Origin of the sequence: Rothia mucilaginosa (assembly GCF_049990865.1) — a bacterium.
GTDB classification, from domain to species: domain Bacteria; phylum Actinomycetota; class Actinomycetes; order Actinomycetales; family Micrococcaceae; genus Rothia; species Rothia mucilaginosa_I.
The window spans coordinates 2,006,727-2,027,112 of sequence record NZ_CP188231.1; the positions used below are offsets into that span (position 1 = coordinate 2,006,727).

The following is a 20,386-nucleotide window of genomic DNA, read 5'->3' on the forward strand; positions in this document are numbered from 1 at the left end:
GGACGCAAGGGAGAAACCGGCAACAGGTCGCCGGATCTAATACCGGGCCCAGCACTGGGCCCAGCACCGGGCAAACCCCGAAAGCATCGGGCAGTGTGCCTGTCAACGAGCAGTCATCCAAGGAGCCACCATGCAAGGACGCACCAAACCCCTGAGCCTACTCAGCGCAACCACCCTCGGATGCACCCTCGCACTCGGGGCGCCCCTCGCCCTCCCCCAGGTCGGCACCTTCACCGCCGCACAGGCGCAGGAAAACCAGGCAAGTGCCCAGGCAGGTACCGAGTCGCGCAGCTACGTCAACTACGAAGGCGACTACGTCATCGCGGGCGTACACACCGAAATGCTCAACGCATTCCTCGACGGCAACCAGTTCACCCTCGCCACCCTCGCAGACACCGGCCCCGGCCAGCAGGGACGATTCAACCCCGCCCGCACCGTCTTCCACCTGCCCGACGTCGAGGACGCACACACCAACGTCGTAGCAGGCTACGACTACATTGCCCCCGAAGGCACCGACATCTTCTACATTCCCTCCACCCGCACCCGCGGCCTGCTCTACCCCGGCCTCGGTGCGGAAGGAATCCGCCCCGGCGCGCTCAAGGACAACATCATCAACCTTGAACTCGTACGCAGCAGCGTACCCGAAGGCGGCCGCGCCGAAGTCTTCACCGAATCCGGCCGCGACAACCCGCGCGTCTTCAGCACCAACGACAAGCTCGCACCGCACACCATTACCTCTGGCGGTCACGAGCACCTCAGCTGGGCATTCACCCGCAAGGGTATCTACCAGCTGACCTTCCGCGCCACCGCAACCCTTGCCGACGGCACCCCGGTCAGCTCCGAGGCGACCTACACCATCGCTGTGGGCACCGACGCTGAGGAGGGCTTCAAGCTCCTGAACGCGCAGAACGCTGCGAAGGAAGCAGCAAAGGAAAGCACGAGCGAAGCGACCGAAACCCCCGAGGCGACCTCCACCGCAACCGAGAGTGCCACCGGCACCCCCGGCGCATCTGCTTCCGCTTCTGCCTCCGCAAGTGCTGAGGTAAGTGCATCGGCGGAGGCGAGCGCATCCACCGGCATTCGCCGCGTGGATGGATCCGTGAACGGCCAGAACGCCGCGCAGGTGACCGACCCGAACGGCGCGAAGGCGGCGGCGAATGGTGAGCAGGCATCCCAGGGCGGATCCGGTGTTACCGCTATCAGCGGCACCGACAACACCAATAACGGCTCCAACAAGGGCGAAAGCAAGGACGGCAATTCCCGCAGCAGCGTGAAGGGCTCCAACGCCCAGAATGTCAGCGCACCCAGCAACGGCGGCGGCATTACCGGCAGCGGTGTGCTATCTTCCGGTCTGCCCGGTAGCCTGAACCAGCAGTGCATCGCCACCGAGGTTCCCGCCGAAGACGCCAAGAACTCCAAGGATTCCAAGGACGCTCAGAAGGACAACAAGCAGAGCAACCAGGCAGCCCAGGCACCGACCAGCATCCCCACCCTCGCCGTGGTCAACACCGCCGAGCACAGCGGCCGTGAAGAAGTCACCCACGGCCACTTTGACGTGGGCCCGATCCTCAACGGCGGCACCCTCACCAGTAGCGTGAAGGACGACCGCACCAGCCCCGCCCGCCACGTCTCCCCCGGCGCCCTCGAGTTCGTGCTCAATGATGCCGCGAAGCTCAACCTGCCCGCAGGCATGGAGAATATCGCCCCGGCGGGCACCCCCGTACACATGATTGGTGCAACCCAGCAGCAGGGCGTGCCCTGGCTCGGCTGGAGCACCCAGGACCCCGAACTGCTCAAGCAGCTCGACGGCCCCGTCACCATGAGCCTCAACGGTTTTGAGGGCCCCGGCACCATGTCCACCTTCCTCTCCGGTAACTTCGGTTCCGCCGGTCAGAAGGTCTTCGATTCGCGTAGCGGCGGTTCCTTCCAGGTGCCCGCGAACACCCACCAGCACAGCAACTGGGTGTTCACCGCCGAGGGTCGCTACACCGTGACTATCGGCTGGACGGCACGCCTGAAGAACGGCCAGCAGGTCAGCAGTGAATCGGTTCTGCACTTCACCGTCGGCAACCCCGATAACGCCCCGGCAAGCAACAACGCGCAGGGTGCGGCGGGCACCAAGCAGGGCGGCGGCAACAACGCTAACGGCGCTAACGGTGCTACCGGTGGCGAGAAGAGCACCGCTAAGAACCCCGTCAACGGCTCCGTAGACGAAGCCACCGGCGTCGTCACCAAGCCCGACGGATCCAAGGTGCGTATCGTTGGCAAGACCGCCTCCGGTGAGGATTGCGCCCTGACCAGCCAGGAACTCGCGAACGCCCAGAAGGCAGCCGCCGCAGGTAAGCTGCCGAACACCGGTGTGGTCATCGACCCGTTCATGGTCAGCACCTCCATTCTGGCGCTGGCACTCGGTGCCATGATTCTGCGTTCGGCACGCCGAAAGGGCCGCAGCGGTGACACCGCATAGCGAGCATACCGGCAACCGCGCACAAGCATATAGTCGGCGTACCGCCCTCACCCTCGCCTCCCGTATCGCGGTGGGTGCGGGGGTGGGGGCTGGCGCCTTTGCACTGAGCGGATGCGCCAGCACCGTGAACACTTCCTCTGACCGGATGCGCGTGGTCGCCACGACCCCGATTCTGGCTGATTTGGCGCAGCAGATTGCCGGGGAGCGCGCCAGCGTGCACTCTCTGGTGCCTGCCGGTGCTGACCCGCACTCGTATGAGCCCAGCCTGCGCGATATCCGCGATGTCGCCTACGCCCGTTGTGCCCTGACGAACGGTCTGCTGCTGGAGCAGCGTAAGCTCAGCAAAATGGTTGAGGCGAACCTGCCCGCCGGGGTTGTGTCCGTGGCGGTTGCGGAGAAGATTGAGCAGTACGGCGGCAAGCTCGAAGCCATTGTTGAGGATGCCTCCCTGGACTCCATCTGGCTGGGTTTGCGTGTTGAAGAGGGCGGGCAGAACGAGTCTGCCCCCACCGACTCTTCGGATGCAGGCATGCGCTTTGAGGTGCAGAGCGTGCGGGCGCGCACCTCTACGGATTCGTCGAATGCGCAGTTGGCGGCGTTCATTACGCAGACCTTCGGCGCGGTGGAGATGCTGTGCGATTCGCATGCGCGCGGCGTGAACCTCACCCGTGAGGGGGACACCGCGATCCGTACCGGCGATATGGGTTCGCTAGAGCTTCCGTTGCAGGCGCATACGCACCTGTCGTGGGCGTTTAGTGATGCCGGCGAGTACGCGATTGAGCTGAGCGCCACCGCAGTCAATGCGCCGGAGTCGGTGCGTTCTTCGCGCGGCACCCTGTACTGCGCGGTCGGTCGTGACCCGCAGGAGCTGGTGAACCGTCTGGCGAAGGAACAGAACGTTTCCGCCTCGGACATCAAGGTTCTTTCGGCAGGTCACGCCGATATTACGGCACGCACCGGTGACGGCAGGCTCGTGCTCCGCGCGGATTCCTCCCAGGGTGCCGTGGAGTACGAACTGAACCGCACCGTGGTCGCGGTCCCATCCCGCACTCTGCAGGAGGTGCCCGCCGGCGGTAGCTACCGTTTCCTGCGTTCGGGTGCTTCGGAGCATCGCGGTCAGGTGTACCTGCTGGCGCAGGCTGTTTTAGGCAAGCATGTGCACGGCGAAATCGACCCGCACATTTGGCATTCGGTGCCGAACGCGAAGGCGAGCGTACAGGTCATTCGCGACGCACTCACCTCCGCCGATCCGGCGGGTGCGAGCGAGTACGCAACCCGCACTGAGCAGGTAATGAAGGAGCTTGACGCCCTGGACGCTCAGCTACGTCAGGTGTACGGAGCCCTGCCGGAGTCGGCACGCAACCTGGTCACCACGCACGACGGCTACCGCTACCTGGCGAGCACCTACGGGCTGCACATTGCCGGTTTTGTGAGTGCTAGTGCCAGTGGCGAGCCGAGTATTCAGCAGCGTCAGCGTTTGCGTCGCACGGTCGAGGATTTGAAGGTCCCAGCGATTTATCTGGATAAGTCCACGGCGATGCGCTCACCGGTTCTCACGGAGCTGGCTCGGGAGGCTCAGGTGCGTACCGGGGTGCTCTATTCGGACACGCTGGATGCGCAGGCTCCTCACTACGCGCAGATGATGTTGGCGAATGCTCACACGATTGCGCTGTGCTCTGGTTCTAACTCCAGCACTGAATCTTCGGGCGCTAGCTGCTCGGAGGCGAGCACCTCGTAACCCGGTTTCTAAGCTCCCCACAAGCTCATATAGCCGTATCAGCATATAGACAATCTTTCACACACCGTTTCGGTCATGATCCAAGGAAGTCCTCATGATGAACTCAACCACCCCCTCCCGCTCCTTGCGTAGCCGTGCCCTGCCCGCCCTGGCTCTGGGTGCCAGCCTGATGCTTGCACCCCTGGGCGTGGCACACGCGGAAACCACCCCGGCAACCGCCGAGAGCGCCTCGGCTCAGCCGGGCGACAGCAACCTGAGCCGCGGCGAGCGCGCCCTCACCCAGACCCTGTCGGCGGAGCAGCCGGTCGCATCCGGCCGCACCGAAATTTCCGCCGGTCACGTGGATATGGGCCCTCGTTTCAACAACGGCAAGTTCGAGCTCATGCTCCACGACGACCACGGTGAAACCCCCGTCTGGCGCAGCCTGGACGAGGTCATCTACCGCGGTAGCGACCAGGCGATCCTTGAGGTGCCGAACGACCCGCGCTACTCCTTCGTGGGTGCGCCCGCCGGTTCTAAGGTGTACGTGATTCCGCAGACCGAAGCTAAGGGCGTGATTTGGCCGGGTTGGAACACTCAGGATCCGCAGCTGGTGTCCAAGCTGAACCGCGGCGTGAACCTGACCCTGGAGCAGGTGAGCGGCCCCGGCACGTTCAGCCTGTACCTGGAGAACGGCAACTTCTCGGCGCCGCAGGTGCTGTGGTCCTCGACCAAGAATGAGCCGCAGAAGCTGTGGGTGGAGAAGAACACTCACACCCACGCGAACTGGGTGTTCACCGCCCCCGGCGAGTACCTGCTGAAGGTCACCGCGAGCGCTGAGCTCTCTGATGGTTCGACCGTGTCTGATACCCGCTACCTGAAGTTTGCGGTGGGCGATTCTGCGAGCGCCGATGCCCTGTACGCGATGGAGGCGCAGGCTCGCGGTTCGGGTTCGGCTTCTTCCGATGCTTCGTCGAGCTCCGCTTCTCAGGCCGCCGGCACCCAGGCGTCCGGTACTTCTTCTGCCGCCGCTACGAGCGACAAGGGTGGTTTCCGTGCTGAGTTCACGATTTCGACTTCTATTGTTATCGGCGTTCTAGCTGTCATTGCGGTGGGCGCCTTCCTTTCGTTCCGTCGCCGCTCCTCCGCGCAGCGTGAGGCTCTGGATGAAGTACGCGGTGACCGTTCGTGAACGCGTCGGTAACAGCGGGCACTGAGCCCGTTCTAGAGATTTCAAACCTGTACGCCGGCTACGCGCGCCGCTCCATCCTCAAGGATCTGTCCCTGACCCTGGAGCGCGGCGAGTTTACGGGTCTGATTGGCGCTAATGGTGCTGGTAAGACCACGCTGCTGCGCACTATTTTGGGTCTGATTCGCCCGGCGTCCGGTCAGGTTCGTGTGTTGGGTGAGTCGCCGCGTGTGGCGCGTGCGCATATTGGTTATGTGCCGCAGAAGCACCAGTTCCAGTGGGATTTTCCGCTGACCGTCAAGGATACGGTGATGACCGGTCGCGTGCGTGAGATTGGGTTCTTCCGCCGCCCGGCAAAGAAGGACTGGGTGCAGGTTTTTTCGGCGATGGAACGCACCGATGTTCTACACCTGCAGGACGCTTCCATTGCGGAGCTTTCCGGCGGTCAGCGTCAGAGGGTTCTTTTGGCGCGTGCTTTGGCGGCGAACCCCTCCCTGCTGCTGTTGGATGAGCCGTTTACGGGCGTGGATGCGCCAACTCAGACCACTTTGACTCGCCTGTACCGTGAGTTGGCGTCGGAGGGCATCACGATTCTGATGTCTACGCATGACATGCTGGCGGCGCGCGAGTCCTGCTCGCGCCTGTGCGGCGTGCGCGGCAATATTCACCTGGATGGTCCGGCGGACTCCTTTAGCCTGGAGCAGCTGCATACGTGGTTGCACGGTCACGATATTGAGGAGGCGCAGGGCCACGCCCGCACGGGCTTCACCTGTGCCGGTGGTGCGTTGGATGAGTACGGCCACGAGCTGACTGATTCCTGCGCTTCTGGCTCTTCCCTCTCCCCCGCTGATACTTCTACTTCCACCGGGGGTGCCCGTTGATTACTCCTATCGATTTTCTTGCCGACCTGTTCAACCCGTCGCTGGCGTTCCTTCCGCGCGCCCTGGCGGCTGTGCTGCTCGCGTCGGTGGTTACCGGTGTGGTGGGCTGCCACGTGCTGATGCGCGGCATGGTCTTCATTGGCGATGCGGTGGCGCACTCGGTGTTCCCGGGTCTTGCAGTGGCGTTCGTGCTGGGCGGCAACCTGGTGATGGGCGGCCTGACCGCGGGCGTGGTGACGGCTATTCTGGTGGCTATTTTTAGCCAGAATCAGCGGCTACGCGAGGATTCCGTGATCGGTATTTTCTTCGCGGCGTCCTTTGCGTTGGGTATTGTGATTATTTCGTTGGCGCCGGGCTATTCAGGGTCGGTGCAGGATTTCTTGTTCGGCTCGATTGTGGGTGTTTCGAATGAGGACATTACCCAGGCGGCGATCATGGGTGCCGTTATTCTGCTGGTGTTGTGGCTGTTCCACCGCCAGATTGTGACGGTCAGCCTGGACCGTGAGAGTGCCCGCGCGATGGGTCTGCCGGTGCTTGCCCTGGATATTGTGCTGTACGTTCTGGTGACCATTTCTGTGGTGCTGGGTCTGCAAACCCTCGGTAACGTGCTGGTGTTGGCGCTTCTGGTGATTCCGGCGTCGGCTGCCCGGTTGGCGTGCCGCCGACTGGGGTCGATGATGGTGTTCTCACCGGTGTTTGGCGGTACCTGCTCGATTGTTGGCCTGTACCTGTCGTGGGCGTTTAACCTGCCGACCGGTGGCACGATTGTGCTGTCGATGGTGGCGGCTTTTGTGCTGGTGTGGGCGGTGACGGCGGTTCGTTCGCGAGCGCGTGCCCAGCTGAAGAGCTAAGCTGCTGAGCTCCGAACTCAACCCCCGCTCAACCCAACTTTTCTCGACTAAACGCACGAGGCGCATCCCTGTTTTGGGGGTGCGCCTCGTGCGTTTTTACAAGTCTTAAGCACCCAAAATGAACCATGTTCATGTTTAAAGAACTAAAAGATACACTCCGCGTAATAAAAGCGCTTAATTCAACACGTCGGGTTTAATGAAAATACAACCTATCAAATATTTCTTATGGGTTGATACATGTAGTGATAAAGCAGTCACTGCACCCTCATCAGAGCTTCAATGAAGGAGTCACCATGAAGGCATATGTGTACCACGGCCCCGACCAGAAGGGCGCCTGGGAGGAAGTCCCGAACCCCACCATTCTTGAGCCCACGGACGTTATCGCCCGTGTCGACACCACCACCATTTGCGGTACTGACCTGCACATCCTGAAAGGCGACTGCCCCGAGGTGGACCACGGACGCATCCTCGGCCACGAGGCTGTCGGTACCATTACCGAGGTTGGCTCCGCGGTGACTGACCTGAAGGTCGGCGACCGCATCATCATCCCCGCCGTGACCAGCTGCGGTAAGTGCTCCTACTGTAAGGCGAACCAGCCTTCGCACTGCCAGACCGTTGGTGGTGTCGGCTGGATTTTCGGTTACATGATTGACGGCACCCAGGCAGAGTACGTGCGTGTTCCCTACGCAGAGACCTCGGTTCACCTGGTTCCGGAGGGCCTGACCGATGAGGACGTCCTCTTCCTCACCGACGCACTGCCCACCGGCTTCGAGATCGGTATTCTGAACGGCAACACCAAGCCCGGCGACACCGTCGCTGTCGTGGGTGCAGGCCCCGTGGGTCTGGGTGCGATTATGACCGCTAACCTCTGCGGTGCTGGCCGCGTCATCACCATCGACTTCGACGAGAACCGTATGAACAAGGCACTGGAGCTGGGCGCAACCGATAAGGTCAACGCGGGCGACCCGGACTTCATCGAGAAGATTAAGGCTCTCTCCCCCGACGGCCTGGGCGTGGACGTGGCAATTGAGGCTGTGGGTGTTCCGCAGACCTTCGAGACCTGCACCAAGATTGTTCGCCCCTACGGCAACATCGCTAACGCTGGCGTGCACGGCAAGCCCGTTGAGCTGCCCCTGAACACCATGTGGATTTCAAACGTTCGCATCAACATGGGTCTGGTCAACTGCAACACCGTCGGTAACCTGCTGAACATGGTCCGCTCGGGTCGCCTGAACGCTAAGGCTATGGCAACCCACCGTTTCACCTTCGACCAGTTCGAGGAGGCCTACGACCTGTTCACCCACGCTGCTGAGCACAACGTGGTGAAGGTTGTTATCTCCCGCAACCCCGAGGTTGCGGCATAGACCGCGGTAGGCTCATATACCGCTCATACTGAAACCCCGAACGTTCGTTAGGGATTTCGGTGGGATGTCTTCATGACACTGCGAACATCCCCACGATTCGCCTCCGGGTGGGAGAGGGTAGGTCCCACCCGGAGCGCGAATCACCCCCCCCAGGGGCCAAGCTTCTAAGGCGTGATGCCTCCTCTGCCGGGTGCTCTGCCGACCCGCTGTAGCGGGTTCTTCTGCCAGGCAACCTCTACTGGCGGAGGGGCGCATCATTTGACTCTTCTTGGTCGGGCGGTACCTCCGATTCTGCTCCTCCTTGAAGGGAAAGGAAAAGGGTCGCACGCATATGATTCAATGGCGATTCGTAGGCTGCGACCCTCTTCTCATGCCCAGATTTTCTGTGCCCCGGGGATTTTCTATGCCCCGGATTTTTGGCGCCCCGGGCGGGCTATTTAGTTGTTGGGCTTCTCACCGGCGGCTTTATCATCGCCGCTCTTCTCATGACTATCGGCATCATGGGGGATGGGGTTGAACACCTCCGTGGGGTCGTCCGCGCCGGATGCGGCAGATACCCCAGATGCGAGGGAAGGTCCAGCGGCGCTTCCGGTGACGGGCTCGGTGGGTGCATCAGCTAGATCCCTGGCAGACATATCAGCAAGCATGTCAGTAGGATGATTGGCAGGTGCTTCAATGGGCACCTCCGCGACGATGGGTTCTTCCGAGACAGATTCTTCCGAAACGGGCACCTCTGATGCGGGTACTTCCGAAGCCTTCTGCGTGTCCTGACCCTGCGCCTCCTTGTCTTGAACATCCACAGGCTGCTCAGGAGCTACGCCGTGCGCAGAGTCCTTCCGCCCATCCTTCTGCTCATCCCTGTGCGCGTCCTTATGTTCGAGCGTATAGATGATGCGCGGTTCAAGACGCTCAAAACCAATCTTGGAGCGCACCCAGTTCACGGCACGGTCGATACGGTCCTCACCCTCGGTGGTTTCCACAACCCGGTAGTTACGCGGTAGCATCCCCGTGTCGCTGAGCACGCGCGGGTACTCGTCAATCTCCTGGATACCCGCCATGTACATATTTTCACGGAACTGGTGGGCGAACTCTTGCTGACCCAAGAACAGCTGGTCGGCGTAGGTTTTAGCCACCAGGCGCTCGCTGTAGGCGTGCTTCGAATCGCGGGCGCCCTTCTTGGAGCCGTAAATATCCCAGAAGTAGAAGTACACGTTGTTCGCGATAATCGCGGAGATAATGCGGTTCTGCAGGTACACGAGGGAACCCACCGCGCCGGCACCCACCAGTAGCAGAACCACCGCGATGGGCGGCAGGCTGTAGCTGGTCCAGTCCACCGGCTGACCGGTGAAGATACGCACCAGGTAGGCGATGGTTGCCACGATAATCGGCACGCCAATGAACACCACGGCGAGGGGCGTCCAAATGTACAGCAGCCCGCGCAGAATCAGGCGGTAGTAGCGGATTGAATCGCCAATGGGGAGGGGCGTAGGCTTCACGGAGGAGTGCGCACGCTTCATGAGCAGGCTGAACACGCGGTTGCTGTCGATGCCGACTTTACGCAACTTCGATTCGAGGGAGGCACGTTTGAGGAAGACCCGGTAGTTTTCCAGAATGACGCGCTGGTCGGAGGTGAGGCTCTCCGGGTCGGGGAGCGCGCTGATGTCCATACCGGCTTCGGTGAGGAGCTTACTCCACAGCTCCAGGCGTGCCAGTTCGGAGGGTTTTGCCGCCGCCTGCGCCTGGTAGTTCTTGTAGGAGATGAAGATGGTGCTGGCACCGATGAGTAGCGTAATAAAGGGGGCTACCCAGTCTTTGAGTCCCATGGTGGCGTTCCTCCTTGAGTGCGTGGAGCCGCTGGTTCCTCGGCCTTTTTCGGGGTGTCTTTTTCGGGCGTGAGCCCACTATTTTTACCGTACCACCGGCACCTGTGCTGAACCTTTAAATGCGCAGGTGGGTGCGTAAGAATAAGCCCCACCTCCCAATGCTACGGTAGCGTCAGGAGGCGGGGCTTACGTACCCGAATTAGTGCAGGGTTAGTAGGCTGGGTTAGTGTTCTGCGGGCTTCATTTCGCGCGGTGCCTTGCGGATCATGAGGTGGCTGATAACAGCCATAACGCCCATGAGCACGGCGCTGAACGCGGAGCTAACCACCACGCCGGAGTCGAAGGCGGCGAATGCGGAGGAGAGCAGCTGGTTTGCCTGCTCGCCACCCACATGGTGTGCGACCGTCACGGCACCGCCGAGGGTTTCGTGAGCGTGGTCGGCAAGGGTCTCATCCAGACCGGCGGGCATGACGATGTTTGCGCGGTAGATGGCGGTGAGCATACCGCCAATGATGACGGTGCCGAGCACCGCACCCATCTCGTAGGAGGTCTCAGAAATCGCGGATGCCGCACCCGCCTTACGCGGCGGCACGCTGGAGAGCATCAGGTCGTTCGAAATGGTCTGCGCAATACCGATACCGGTACCGAGCACGATGAAGATCAGGATAATAACCAGGTCGTTATGCGCACCCAGGAAGGCGAGCACCGCGAACGCGGCAGCGTTGAGTGCCAGACCGAAGGACACCACCTGCGCCGGGTGGAAGTGCACCGCCACGCGCGCAATCACCAGACCGGCGATAATGGTCGCCAGGGTACCGGGAATCAGCAGCATACCGGCGTACATGGGCGGCAGACCGGAGACCAACTGCAGGTGCTGAGAGGCGAAGTAGATGAAGCCGACGTCCACCATCATGGAGATGAGGTTTGCAGTAATCGCACCGGTGAATACGGTGTTGCGGAAGAGGCGCACATCCAGCATGGGCTGAATATCGTTCTTCTCGCGGTTGAGCTGACGCAGCACGAACAGGACGATGAGGCACAGACCGGCAAGGATGGTGCTAATTGCCACCGCGTCGAAACCGGTTTCGGAGGTGTGAGTCAGACCGAAGGTAATGCCGGTCATGCCGGTCATAATCAGCAGGATGCTCAGCGGATCCACCGGGCTGGGGTTCGGGTCCTTCGACTCGGGCACCAGGATCGGAGCAAGAATCAGCAGCGGAATCAGAATCGGCACAGCAAGCAGGAACACCGAACCCCACTCGAAGTGCTCCAGCAGGAAACCACCCACAATCGGACCCAGCGCCGCACCGGCGGAGAAGCCCGAAGCCCACACGGCAATAGCGATGCGGCGCTCGGTCGCATCCACAAAGATATTGCGAATAATCGACAGGGTTGCCGGCATGAGCATGGCACCAAAAATACCGAGCAGGGCACGGGCAACCACGAGCATCAGCGCGGAGGGCGCGAATGCCGCGAGCGCAGAAATCGCCGCGAAGCCGGTCGAACCGATGAGCAGCAGCTTACGGCGGCCAATACGGTCACCGATAGCGCCCATGGGCACGAGCAGGGCGGAGAGCACCAGGGGGTAGGAGTCAACGATCCACAGCTGCTCCGCGGAGGAGGGGCTCAGCGCCTTAGCGATTGCGGGCACCGCGAAGGCGAGCACCGTGTTGTCGATGGAGACCAGGAGCACCGGGAGCATGAGCACGCCGAGTGCCGCCCAGCGCTTGGTCTTCTGGTTGGGGGCGTGAAGGGGCAGAGCCGTGGTGTGCGGATTGTGATTCGTCATGGGTTGTTTTCGTGCGTCTATGGGGTTTCGGCTGATACGGCGGACGTGGCGGCATCAGCTCGGCCTATCTTTTGGACTGGGGCTTTTAGTGTGGTTTCGGGGCTTGCCCGGAGGTTTTAGGGGTTCGGGTGGGTCCACAAACGAAGATTAACTATACCAACTGGACGGTATAGTTTCAAGCGGTTAGACTGGTAACCATGACCACCCCCAACCACCGAAAACAGCGCGCCAACAACTCCCGCGAACACATCCTCGACACCTACGTCGACCTGCTGATTCGCTCGGGAGAACGCGCCGCAACCCTCGACGCCGTCGCCACCGCCGCCAAGGTTTCCAAGGGCGGGCTACTCTACCACTTCTCCTCCAAGAAGGCACTACTTGAGGCGCTCGCAGAACGCACCCTCGCCCTGGCTGAAGAGGACTTCGCGGCCATGGAGCAGGCACCCGAGGGGGCAAGCGCCTACTACATCAATTCCTCCACGCCCGATAATTCGCCATTCGACCGCTCCCTGATCGCCCTGAGTCGCTTGGCGCAGAGCAATAACGAGCTTGCCCAACAGACCATGGCACGCGTACAGGACGGCTGGCATGCGCTCGTCCTCGCGGAGATCGGTGACGAGCAGATTGCCCGCGCCGTACTGCTTCTGGGTGACGGCATGTACTACAACGCGGCGTTCGGAGGCGACTCCGCCAACCCGCAGAGGGCAGCCGCCATCACGGCAGACCGTGCGGCGCTGGAACGCGCCCTGCAGGTTCTCAAAGCGGCGGCTCACTAAAACCGCAAAAGCCACTCGAGACAGCGGTTAAAGCCACACGCTAAAACCGCTGCCTCACACCGTATTCTTCAGCGCCGGCGAGCGCCCAGGGCATAAACTGGGAGGGTACGTATCTACCCTTCCATCAAGGAGTTCCAATGATTTTCATTGCTGTAAAGTTCCCCGTCAAGCCCGAATACGCTGACCAGTGGATCGAGAAGACCCACGCTTTCACCGAGGCAACCCGCGCCGAGGAAGGCAATAAGTTCTTTGAGTGGTCCCGTAGCGTTGAGGACCCGAACGAGTTCGTTCTGCTCGAGGCTTTCAACGACGACGCAGCTGGCCCGCACGTCAACTCTGACCACTTCCAGCAGGCAATGAAGGACATGCGTCCGCTGCTGACCGCAACCCCGAAGATTATTTCTCGCCTGATTGACGGCGACGACTGGGACGCAATGGGCGAGCTGCAGATCGACTAGTCTGCACCCCCGGCATGCACCCTAAAATTACATAGTTAGACGTTGCATAAGTAGACGCTGGAGCACCCCTCCTCTCTGCCGTTTGAGCAGTGTGGAGGGGCGCTTTGCGTGTCCGGTACCTGAACTTTTTCCCCTTGACACGACGCGGTTGATACCGGTTTTCGGGTCGGCGGGTGCCTTGCGTGCATTTTTACCCTATTAACCCCTTAAAATGGGTAGGGTATGCACACCTATCGATACCCATTCGCACAGGAGGCCTGAATGAGCATCGCAGCCCAGCCTCTTCCCGGCGCAGTTGCCGTCGAAGAGCACCACGACGTGGACCACACCTCTGTATCCCTCGCTGTTTCGACCGTGATTCTAGCTTTGCGTCCCAAGGACAACGAAACCCACCCGACCCTGTGGCTGCCGCTGGTTCGCCGCCTCCGCGAGCCCTATAAGGGCCAGTGGGCACTTCCTGGCGGCCCGCTCAACCCGAATCTTTCCCTCGAAGAGGCAGCAGCTTCGACGCTGAAGCGTGCAACCAACCTGCAGCCCGGCTACCTGGAGCAGCTCTACGCATTCGGTGACGTTCTGCGCACCCCCGAGGCGCGTGCCGCCCGCGTTGTTGGCGAGCCCGACCCGGTACCCGGTGCTGATCACGAGCGCGTGGTTTCCGTGGTGTACTGGGCGTCGATTCCCGCCACCGAAGTTGCAAACACCCGCGTGCACGAGAACATCCGCTGGTTCCCGGTGGATGAGCTGCCCGAACTCGCCTTCGACCACAATGAAATCATTGAGTACGCACTCTACCGCCTGCAGAACAAGGTCGAGTACTCGCGTATTGCGCACTCTTTCCTGGGTGAGGAGTTCACCCTGGCGCAGCTGCGTGAGGTGTACGAGGCGATTCTGGGTCGCACCCTGGATCCGGCGAACTTCCGCCGCCAGATTGCGGCGTCGAAGTCGATTATTGACACCGGCCGCCGTGTGGAGGGCACCCGCCACCGCCCGCCGCGCCTGTACCGTTACAACGACGCTCAGGCGTACGCGGATGCGGGCCCGCTGGGCATGTACCGTGAGCGCCACGAGGCGTAATAGCTTTTATTGTCGGGCATGAGCCGCGTTTTACGCGCGCAGATTTAATGCCTAAAGGAGGGGCGGCACCGAATGGTGTCGCCTCTCTTTTTGTGTTCGCTAGTGCCCTCTAGTGCTCTCTAGGGAGTATCAGTGCTTATCAGAAGGTTTTATAGGAGGGTACTTGACCCGCCGCTCACATAGTTCCTATGCTGGATTCATCAGCTCTCTATCCGTGTTGCCCCGCCGCGGGGGTAACCTAATGAGCTGATCGCATTGTTGAACCGAAGCCACCCAAGGCGCGACCGGGGTGCCCTTCGGAATCTAGGAGGCATCAAAGAAATGACCCACCGAGCATAAGCCCGGACCTCACAGAATTTTCGTGCACTCACACAGGATTTTTGTGCGCTCACGCAGCGGTTTTATAGGCGCAGCTCTACAGGCACAGCCTCACAGGCACAGCCATATAGTCACCTTTTTCTGCGTATTTCTGTCAGCACGCATACACCCGGGCATAGGTTTATTCACCGTTACGCTCGGGTTTTTTCGCGCCCTTTTTTGGGGCACTCCCCTCCATCTTTCCCCTTTGTCACGCTACACAGTCGGTAGGATGAGCACCGCCGACTCTGGCGACTGAGGGTACCCGAGCATCCATGACTCGCGTCTATATTCAAGGAGCTCGTATGACACACGTACTTCAGCCGCAGGCGACCTTTCCCCGTTCCGCTTCTTCCCGCGATGCCCGTTCACACGCCCATGCGGCGGCGCACGTTAGCATCGCCCACCTGCACTTTGCGCACCCGAGCCAGCCTCCGCTTTTTGCGGATCTTTCGGCGGTGTTTTCGGCGCCTCTGACCGGACTCATTGGCGACAATGGTTGCGGAAAAACAACCCTCATGAGGTTGATTTTGGGTGAATTGACCCCGGAATCCGGGTCTGTGACCACACCGGAGCGCATGGCGTATCTACCTCAAGATTTGGGTCTGGACCGGGAACAGACCCTCGCCGAGCTCTGCGGAATCTCCGAGATTCTGCGGGCGCTACAGGCGGTAGAATCCGGCGAATACTCCCCCGAACTCTACGAGGCTATCGGTGACAACTGGGATGTTGAGGAGCGAACCCTCACCATCCTGACAGCCTACGGGTTCACCCCGGCGGTGCTGGTAGACCGCGATAGCCCGGAGGCTGTTCGGGCACTCTTTGCTCGCGATATGCGCAGCTTCTCCGGGGGTGAGGCGGTCATTGCTGCGCTTGCCGCACTCATAACCTCCGAACCCGAATTCATCCTGCTGGATGAGCCGACCAACAACCTGGACTCCGTGGCGAAGGCGCAGCTCTTCACCGCGCTGGAGGCGCTGCCCTGCCCGGCGCTGATTATCAGCCACGACCGTGACCTACTGGAGCGCATGCACGTGATTGCGGAGCTTTACGCCGACCACCAGGGGCTGGGATATCTACGCCTCTTCGAAGGTAACTACAGCACATACCGGCAAGCATTGGAGACCGAACAGCAGGCCGCTCAGCGGCGCGTGACCGAGGCGAAGAATGAGGCGCGTAAGGCTGTGCGTGAGCGCGCCGAGAACCAGATTAAGCTCGATCGCAACGCCCGCCGAGGCCGCGAATTTGAACGGTCAAAGCGGAAACCTGGCATGGCTATGGGCCTGGATAAAAATAGTTCAGAGCGCTCTGCCGGAAAACTTCACACAGCCCACGAAAGCATGGTGGCGGATGCACGTGCAGCAGTTGGAGAAGCCCAAAAGAGCCTGCGCGTGCAGGAGAAAATCTATGCCGAACTGAGCCAGCAACCCCTACCCGCGGGACGCAAGGTGCTGGAGTTGCACAGGGCTGACTCTCACCGGGTTTCACGTGAAATATCTACGGTTCAGCAACCGGCCGGGGTTGATTCTCCACATTTGCCGCCCAATACTACGGGCGGTAAATCTCAGAGGGAAACCCCGACCGAGCACCCCGAACATCTGATTCTCAGCGGGCCCGAACACCTGCGCATCACCGGCGCAAACGGCAGCGGCAAAACCACCCTCCTTAAAGCCATTGCCCACTCCGGCGACCCGGGCTACCTCTCCCCCGTGCAGCCCGCCTACCGCGTTGAGTACTGCATCGAGGGAGCGTACGTTCCTCAGCGCATTAGTCTCGACCCGCGACTAACCCTCCTGCAGTGCGTACAACAGGCAAACCCTGGGGTGAGCGAGCAACGCCTGCGCGATCAGCTGGCACGTTTACTTTTCCGTCGCGAGAGCGTGCACCGCAAGACCGGCGACCTTTCCGGCGGTGAGCGCTTCCGCGCCGCAGTGGCGCAGGTGCTTCTGGCTGATCCGGTACCGCAGTTGCTCATGCTGGATGAACCGACGAACAACCTCGATATTTCTTCAGTGGATTGGCTAGTGCAGGCGCTCAATGCGTATACCGGCGCGCTCATCGTCGTGAGCCACGACGAGGATTTTTGCCACCGCATCCGCATTGACCGCACACTCAACCTTTCAACAAAAACTCTCGGGAAGGAACCATTCGGGGAATCAGCACGCTGAATCTTCTCCTACATGGGAAGGTGTTTGACTCAGCGCCCAGTCAGTTCCTATGCTGGAGTCCTCAGCTCTCTTCCGACGCTGCCCCATCGTGGGGGTAGTTACGGAGTTGAACGTATCGTTTGACCGAAGCCACCCAAGGCGCGACCGGGGCGGTATTCGGAATCTAGGAGGCATCAAAGAAATGACCCACCGAGCATAAGCCCGGACCTCACAGAATTTTTTCGTGCGCTCACGCAGCAGCTTTATAGGCACAGCTCTATAGTCGCTTTATCCTGCCTATTTCTGTCAGCACGCACGCACCCGGGCACAGGTACATCCACCGTTACGCTCGGGTTTCTTCATGCCTTCACACCTCATGTGCACTGGCCGGAATCCGAGCACCTACTCGAAGGAACTCGGCCCATGTCACGCCACATTACACTCGACCATATTTCGTACGCGCACCCGACCCAACCTCCGCTTTTTGCGGATCTATCGGCAGTATTTTCGGCGCCTCTGACCGGCCTCATTGGCGACAATGGTTGCGGAAAAACAACCCTCATGAGGTTGATTTTGGGTGATTTAACCCCGGATTCTGGCTCTTTGGCGGTCCCGGAGCAGATGGCGTATCTACCCCAGGATTTGGGCCTGGGTCGGGAGCAGACCCTTGCCGAGCTCTGTGGGATTGCCGAGACTCTACAGGCCCTGCAGGCGGTGGAATCCGGTGAGTACTCCCCCGAACTCTACGAGGTCATCGGGGATAATTGGGACGTTGAGGAGCGTACCCTAGCTACTTTGGCAACCTACGGGTTTACCCCGGCAACACTGGTTGATCGTGATAATCCGGAGGCTATCCGATCTCTCTTTACTCGCGATATGCGCAGCTTCTCCGGTGGCGAGGCGGTCATTGCGGCACTTGCCTCGCTCATGGTTTCCGATCCCGAGTTCATTCTGCTCGACGAGCCGACCAACAATCTGGATTCCTCGGCGAAGGCTCAGCTCTTCACCGCACTGGAGGCACTGCCCTGCCCGGCGCTCATTATTAGCCACGACCGCGACCTGCTGGAGCGTGTGAACGTGATTGCGGAGCTTCACGCGGACCGTCAGGGGCTGGCTCATCTGCGTCTCTTCGAGGGTAACTACAGCACCTATCGGCAGGCACTGGACACCGAACAGCAGGCCGCTCAGCGGCGCGTGACCGAGGCGAAGAATGAGGTGCGCTCGGCGCATCGTGAGTGGGTGCAGGCTCAGGAGATTATCTCGAGGAACATGTCCCGCGTGTGGAAGGATGATCAGCCGGACACAATTCTTGCCCTCGCCAAGGATGCCTCGCGGCAGGCGGCGGCGAAGCTTCGAGTTCTGCGCGTGGGCAAGCAGGAGCAGGCTCAAGAGGCGTACCAGAACGCTCAGGATCAGGTGCGCATCCAGGAGAAAATTTATGCCGAACTGAGCCAGCAACCCCTACCCGCGGGACGTAAGGTGTTGGAACTGAGCAGGGTTGATTCCAGCCAGGTTTCACGTGAAACATTTACCGTTCAGCAACCTGCAAAGGTTGATTCTCTGCATTTTTCACCCGCTGAGGCGAATAACGAGAGTCAGCAGGGAACCCCGGCGGAGCGCCCCGAACATCTGATTCTCAGCGGCCCCGAGCATCTGCGTATTACCGGTGCGAACGGTAGCGGCAAGACCACCCTCCTTGAGGCAATTGCCCACGCAGGCGATGCGGACTACCGCTCCCCCGTGCAGCCCGCCTACCGCGTCGACTATTGCATCAAGGGAGCGTATATTCCGCAGCGCATCGCCCTTGACCCGGAGCTGACTCTCCTGCAGAGCGTGCAGCGAGCTAACCCCGGCGTGAGCGAACAGCATCTTCGGGACCAGTTGGCGCGGCTACTTTTCCGTCGCGAGAGCGTGCACCGCAAGACCGGCGACCTTTCCGGCGGTGAGCGTTTCCGCGCAGCGGTGGCGCAGGTGCTTCTGGCTGATCCGGTACCGCAGCTGCTCATGCTGGATGAGCCGACGAACAACCTCGATATTTCTTCAGTGGATTGGTTGGTGCAGGCGCTCGAGGCCTATACCGGCGCGCTCATCGTCGTGAGCCATGACGAGGACTTCTGCCGCCGCATCCGTATTGACCGCACGCTGGCGCTCTAGGGTTCGCCTGCGCCTACTTCAGGCGCAATAAACGGGTGCCCGGCACCTCCGAACATGGAGGCGCCGGGCACCCGTTTTGGTTATCTCATCGCGGCCACTTCACCGCGCTGACAAAACCTTAGATTAGAGGACCAGGCCCTTGGTCTGGGACACTGCGCGCTCGAAGCGAGCCTGAACGTCAGCCCAGTTCACAATGTTCCAGAATGCCTTGACGTACTCGCCCTTGACGTTCTGGTAGTCCAGATAGAATGCGTGCTCCCACATGTCCAGCTGCAGAACGGGGATCAGTGCAACGGAGATGTTGCCCTGCTGATCGTAAAGCTGCTCGATGATGAGGCGCTTGCCAACGGTGTCCCATGCGAGGATTGCCCAGCCGGAGCCCTGAATGGTCAGTGCAACGTTGGTGAAGTGCTCGCGGAACTTATCGAAGGAGCCAAAGAACTCGTCGATTGCTGCTGCCAGCTCGCCGGTGGGCTTGTCGCCGCCCTCGGGGGACAGGTTGTTCCAGAAGATGGAGTGGTTGGTGTGGCCACCCAGGTTGAACGCCAGATCCTTGGAGAGCTTGGAGACGTTGCCGTATGCACCGTTCTCACGTGCCTCTTCGAGCTGCTCGAGAGCTGCGTTAGCGCCTGCAACGTATGCTGCGTGGTGCTTGTCGTGGTGCAGCTCCATGATCTTTGCGGAGATGTGGGGCTCGAGCGCCGCGTAGTCGTAGGGGAGCTCGGGGAGGGTGTACTTTTCAGCCATGATGATGCCTTTCATTAGAATGCTTGGCCTGTATTAAAGATTACCAGCGTAGCGTTTACTTTACCTTTCATGAATTGGGGAGCGTCACATGTGCGCACCAATCCGTGCGGGCCTGTGGATTTTAGGCGGAAACTTTTCCCCACACCCGTGGATAACCCTGTGTATCAACAGGCTTTTCAGGATCGGTGCTCTCTTCTGCCTTGAAATAACAGGGTATGCACTCATGTGAATAACAGTGCTGTAAGTTCTCCACACTGTGGATAACTACTGTGGATAACACCCCATTTTGGGGATGTGCGGGGGATAAGCCGCGGAATTTTCGCCCTCATTCGGGGCGTTTTTCCTTCTACTAGCCAAAATATTGGGCGCCGGCAGGGACGCCGAGCCCCCTTACACGCCGCTTAGCGCCGGAGGCGGTGGATTAAGTGCACAGGGTTATCCACAGGTGTGGAAACTCTGGCGTTCCGCGGATTTAAAGGTGAAAAGCTCTTCTGTTTAAGAACTGACCCTCGGTTTTAACGGCTGTGAAAGCCTGTAATTACAAGAATTTTTCTACTGAGCTCTTAAATTGCATCCGTGGCGAGCCTCGGCT

General features: G+C 60.5%; 14 protein-coding genes. 11 read left to right on the top strand and 3 right to left on the bottom strand.

What is annotated here, in order from left to right; all coding sequences use genetic code 11:
* The first annotated feature begins 130 nt into the window (after window positions 1-130).
* From ACP3RB_RS07805 to ACP3RB_RS07830, 6 genes are all read left to right on the top strand, one after another.
* On the top strand, window positions 131-2,467 hold the full coding sequence (locus tag ACP3RB_RS07805) for a TIGR03773 family transporter-associated surface protein (protein WP_426698974.1): 2,337 nt from the start codon (window positions 131-133) through the stop codon (window positions 2,465-2,467).
* Complete coding sequence (locus ACP3RB_RS07810; protein WP_426698975.1) at window positions 2,454-4,205, top strand: anchored repeat ABC transporter, substrate-binding protein; 1,752 nt, start codon at window positions 2,454-2,456, stop codon at window positions 4,203-4,205. The genes ACP3RB_RS07805 and ACP3RB_RS07810 overlap by 14 nt, the downstream gene beginning before the upstream one ends.
* 94 nt (window positions 4,206-4,299) lie before the next feature.
* Window positions 4,300-5,376 carry a TIGR03773 family transporter-associated surface protein gene (locus ACP3RB_RS07815; protein WP_426698976.1) on the top strand — a complete coding sequence of 359 codons (1,077 nt, stop codon included), beginning with the start codon at window positions 4,300-4,302 and terminating at the stop codon, window positions 5,374-5,376.
* Window positions 5,373-6,254, top strand: coding sequence for a metal ABC transporter ATP-binding protein (locus ACP3RB_RS07820; RefSeq protein ID WP_426698977.1), 882 nt, complete (start codon window positions 5,373-5,375; stop codon window positions 6,252-6,254). The genes ACP3RB_RS07815 and ACP3RB_RS07820 overlap by 4 nt, the downstream gene beginning before the upstream one ends.
* Entirely contained in the window at window positions 6,251-7,105 is an 855-nt protein-coding gene (locus ACP3RB_RS07825) for an anchored repeat-type ABC transporter permease subunit (RefSeq protein WP_314075412.1), read from the top strand. The genes ACP3RB_RS07820 and ACP3RB_RS07825 overlap by 4 nt, the downstream gene beginning before the upstream one ends.
* A 293-nt stretch (window positions 7,106-7,398) precedes the next feature.
* Window positions 7,399-8,469 carry an alcohol dehydrogenase catalytic domain-containing protein gene (locus ACP3RB_RS07830; RefSeq protein WP_219102010.1) on the top strand — a complete coding sequence of 357 codons (1,071 nt, stop codon included), beginning with the start codon at window positions 7,399-7,401 and terminating at the stop codon, window positions 8,467-8,469.
* Between the two features lie 437 nt (window positions 8,470-8,906).
* Here ACP3RB_RS07830 and ACP3RB_RS07835 read toward each other — a convergent pair whose 3' ends face one another.
* Window positions 8,907-10,292 carry a CoA-disulfide reductase gene (locus ACP3RB_RS07835; protein ID WP_426698978.1) on the bottom strand — a complete coding sequence of 462 codons (1,386 nt, stop codon included), beginning with the start codon at window positions 10,290-10,292 and terminating at the stop codon, window positions 8,907-8,909.
* 223 nt (window positions 10,293-10,515) lie between these two features.
* On the bottom strand, window positions 10,516-12,081 hold the full coding sequence (locus ACP3RB_RS07840) for an MFS transporter (protein WP_426698979.1): 1,566 nt from the start codon (window positions 12,079-12,081) through the stop codon (window positions 10,516-10,518).
* A 197-nt stretch (window positions 12,082-12,278) separates the two neighbouring features.
* Here ACP3RB_RS07840 and ACP3RB_RS07845 point away from each other — a divergent pair, with 197 nt between their 5' ends.
* From ACP3RB_RS07845 to ACP3RB_RS07865, 5 genes are all read left to right on the top strand, one after another.
* Window positions 12,279-12,857 carry a TetR/AcrR family transcriptional regulator gene (locus ACP3RB_RS07845; protein WP_424827167.1) on the top strand — a complete coding sequence of 193 codons (579 nt, stop codon included), beginning with the start codon at window positions 12,279-12,281 and terminating at the stop codon, window positions 12,855-12,857.
* 137 nt (window positions 12,858-12,994) lie between these two features.
* Window positions 12,995-13,315, top strand: coding sequence for a putative quinol monooxygenase (locus ACP3RB_RS07850; protein ID WP_426698980.1), 321 nt, complete (start codon window positions 12,995-12,997; stop codon window positions 13,313-13,315).
* Between the two features lie 261 nt (window positions 13,316-13,576).
* Window positions 13,577-14,389: an NUDIX hydrolase gene (locus ACP3RB_RS07855; RefSeq protein WP_315432430.1), complete on the top strand. Its 813-nt coding sequence runs from the start codon at window positions 13,577-13,579 to the stop codon at window positions 14,387-14,389.
* 662 nt (window positions 14,390-15,051) lie between these two features.
* Window positions 15,052-16,914: an ATP-binding cassette domain-containing protein gene (locus ACP3RB_RS07860; RefSeq protein ID WP_426698981.1), complete on the top strand. Its 1,863-nt coding sequence runs from the start codon at window positions 15,052-15,054 to the stop codon at window positions 16,912-16,914.
* A gap of 402 nt (window positions 16,915-17,316) precedes the next feature.
* A complete protein-coding gene (locus ACP3RB_RS07865) occupies window positions 17,317-19,047 on the top strand; it encodes an ATP-binding cassette domain-containing protein (RefSeq protein WP_426698982.1) in 1,731 nt (576 codons plus the stop codon).
* Window positions 19,048-19,170: 123 nt separating this feature from the next.
* Here the strand turns inward: ACP3RB_RS07865 and ACP3RB_RS07870 are convergent, their stop codons facing one another.
* Entirely contained in the window at window positions 19,171-19,794 is a 624-nt protein-coding gene (locus ACP3RB_RS07870) for a superoxide dismutase (protein WP_005507370.1), read from the bottom strand.
* Window positions 19,795-20,386: the final 592 nt, after the last annotated feature.

What these genes read in the sequence shown, in the direction of transcription:
- ACP3RB_RS07805 (WP_426698974.1), top strand. Translation starts at nt 131, where the DNA reads ATGCAAGGACGCACCAAACCCCTGAGCCTACTCAGCGCAACCACCCTC.
- ACP3RB_RS07815 (WP_426698976.1), top strand. Translation starts at nt 4,300, where the DNA reads ATGATGAACTCAACCACCCCCTCCCGCTCCTTGCGTAGCCGTGCCCTG.
- ACP3RB_RS07830 (WP_219102010.1), top strand. Translation starts at nt 7,399, where the DNA reads ATGAAGGCATATGTGTACCACGGCCCCGACCAGAAGGGCGCCTGGGAG.
- ACP3RB_RS07835 (WP_426698978.1), bottom strand. Translation starts at nt 10,292, where the DNA reads ATGGGACTCAAAGACTGGGTAGCCCCCTTTATTACGCTACTCATCGGT.
- ACP3RB_RS07840 (WP_426698979.1), bottom strand. Translation starts at nt 12,081, where the DNA reads ATGACGAATCACAATCCGCACACCACGGCTCTGCCCCTTCACGCCCCC.
- ACP3RB_RS07845 (WP_424827167.1), top strand. Translation starts at nt 12,279, where the DNA reads ATGACCACCCCCAACCACCGAAAACAGCGCGCCAACAACTCCCGCGAA.
- ACP3RB_RS07850 (WP_426698980.1), top strand. Translation starts at nt 12,995, where the DNA reads ATGATTTTCATTGCTGTAAAGTTCCCCGTCAAGCCCGAATACGCTGAC.
- ACP3RB_RS07855 (WP_315432430.1), top strand. Translation starts at nt 13,577, where the DNA reads ATGAGCATCGCAGCCCAGCCTCTTCCCGGCGCAGTTGCCGTCGAAGAG.
- ACP3RB_RS07860 (WP_426698981.1), top strand. Translation starts at nt 15,052, where the DNA reads ATGACACACGTACTTCAGCCGCAGGCGACCTTTCCCCGTTCCGCTTCT.
- ACP3RB_RS07865 (WP_426698982.1), top strand. Translation starts at nt 17,317, where the DNA reads ATGTCACGCCACATTACACTCGACCATATTTCGTACGCGCACCCGACC.
- ACP3RB_RS07870 (WP_005507370.1), bottom strand. Translation starts at nt 19,794, where the DNA reads ATGGCTGAAAAGTACACCCTCCCCGAGCTCCCCTACGACTACGCGGCG.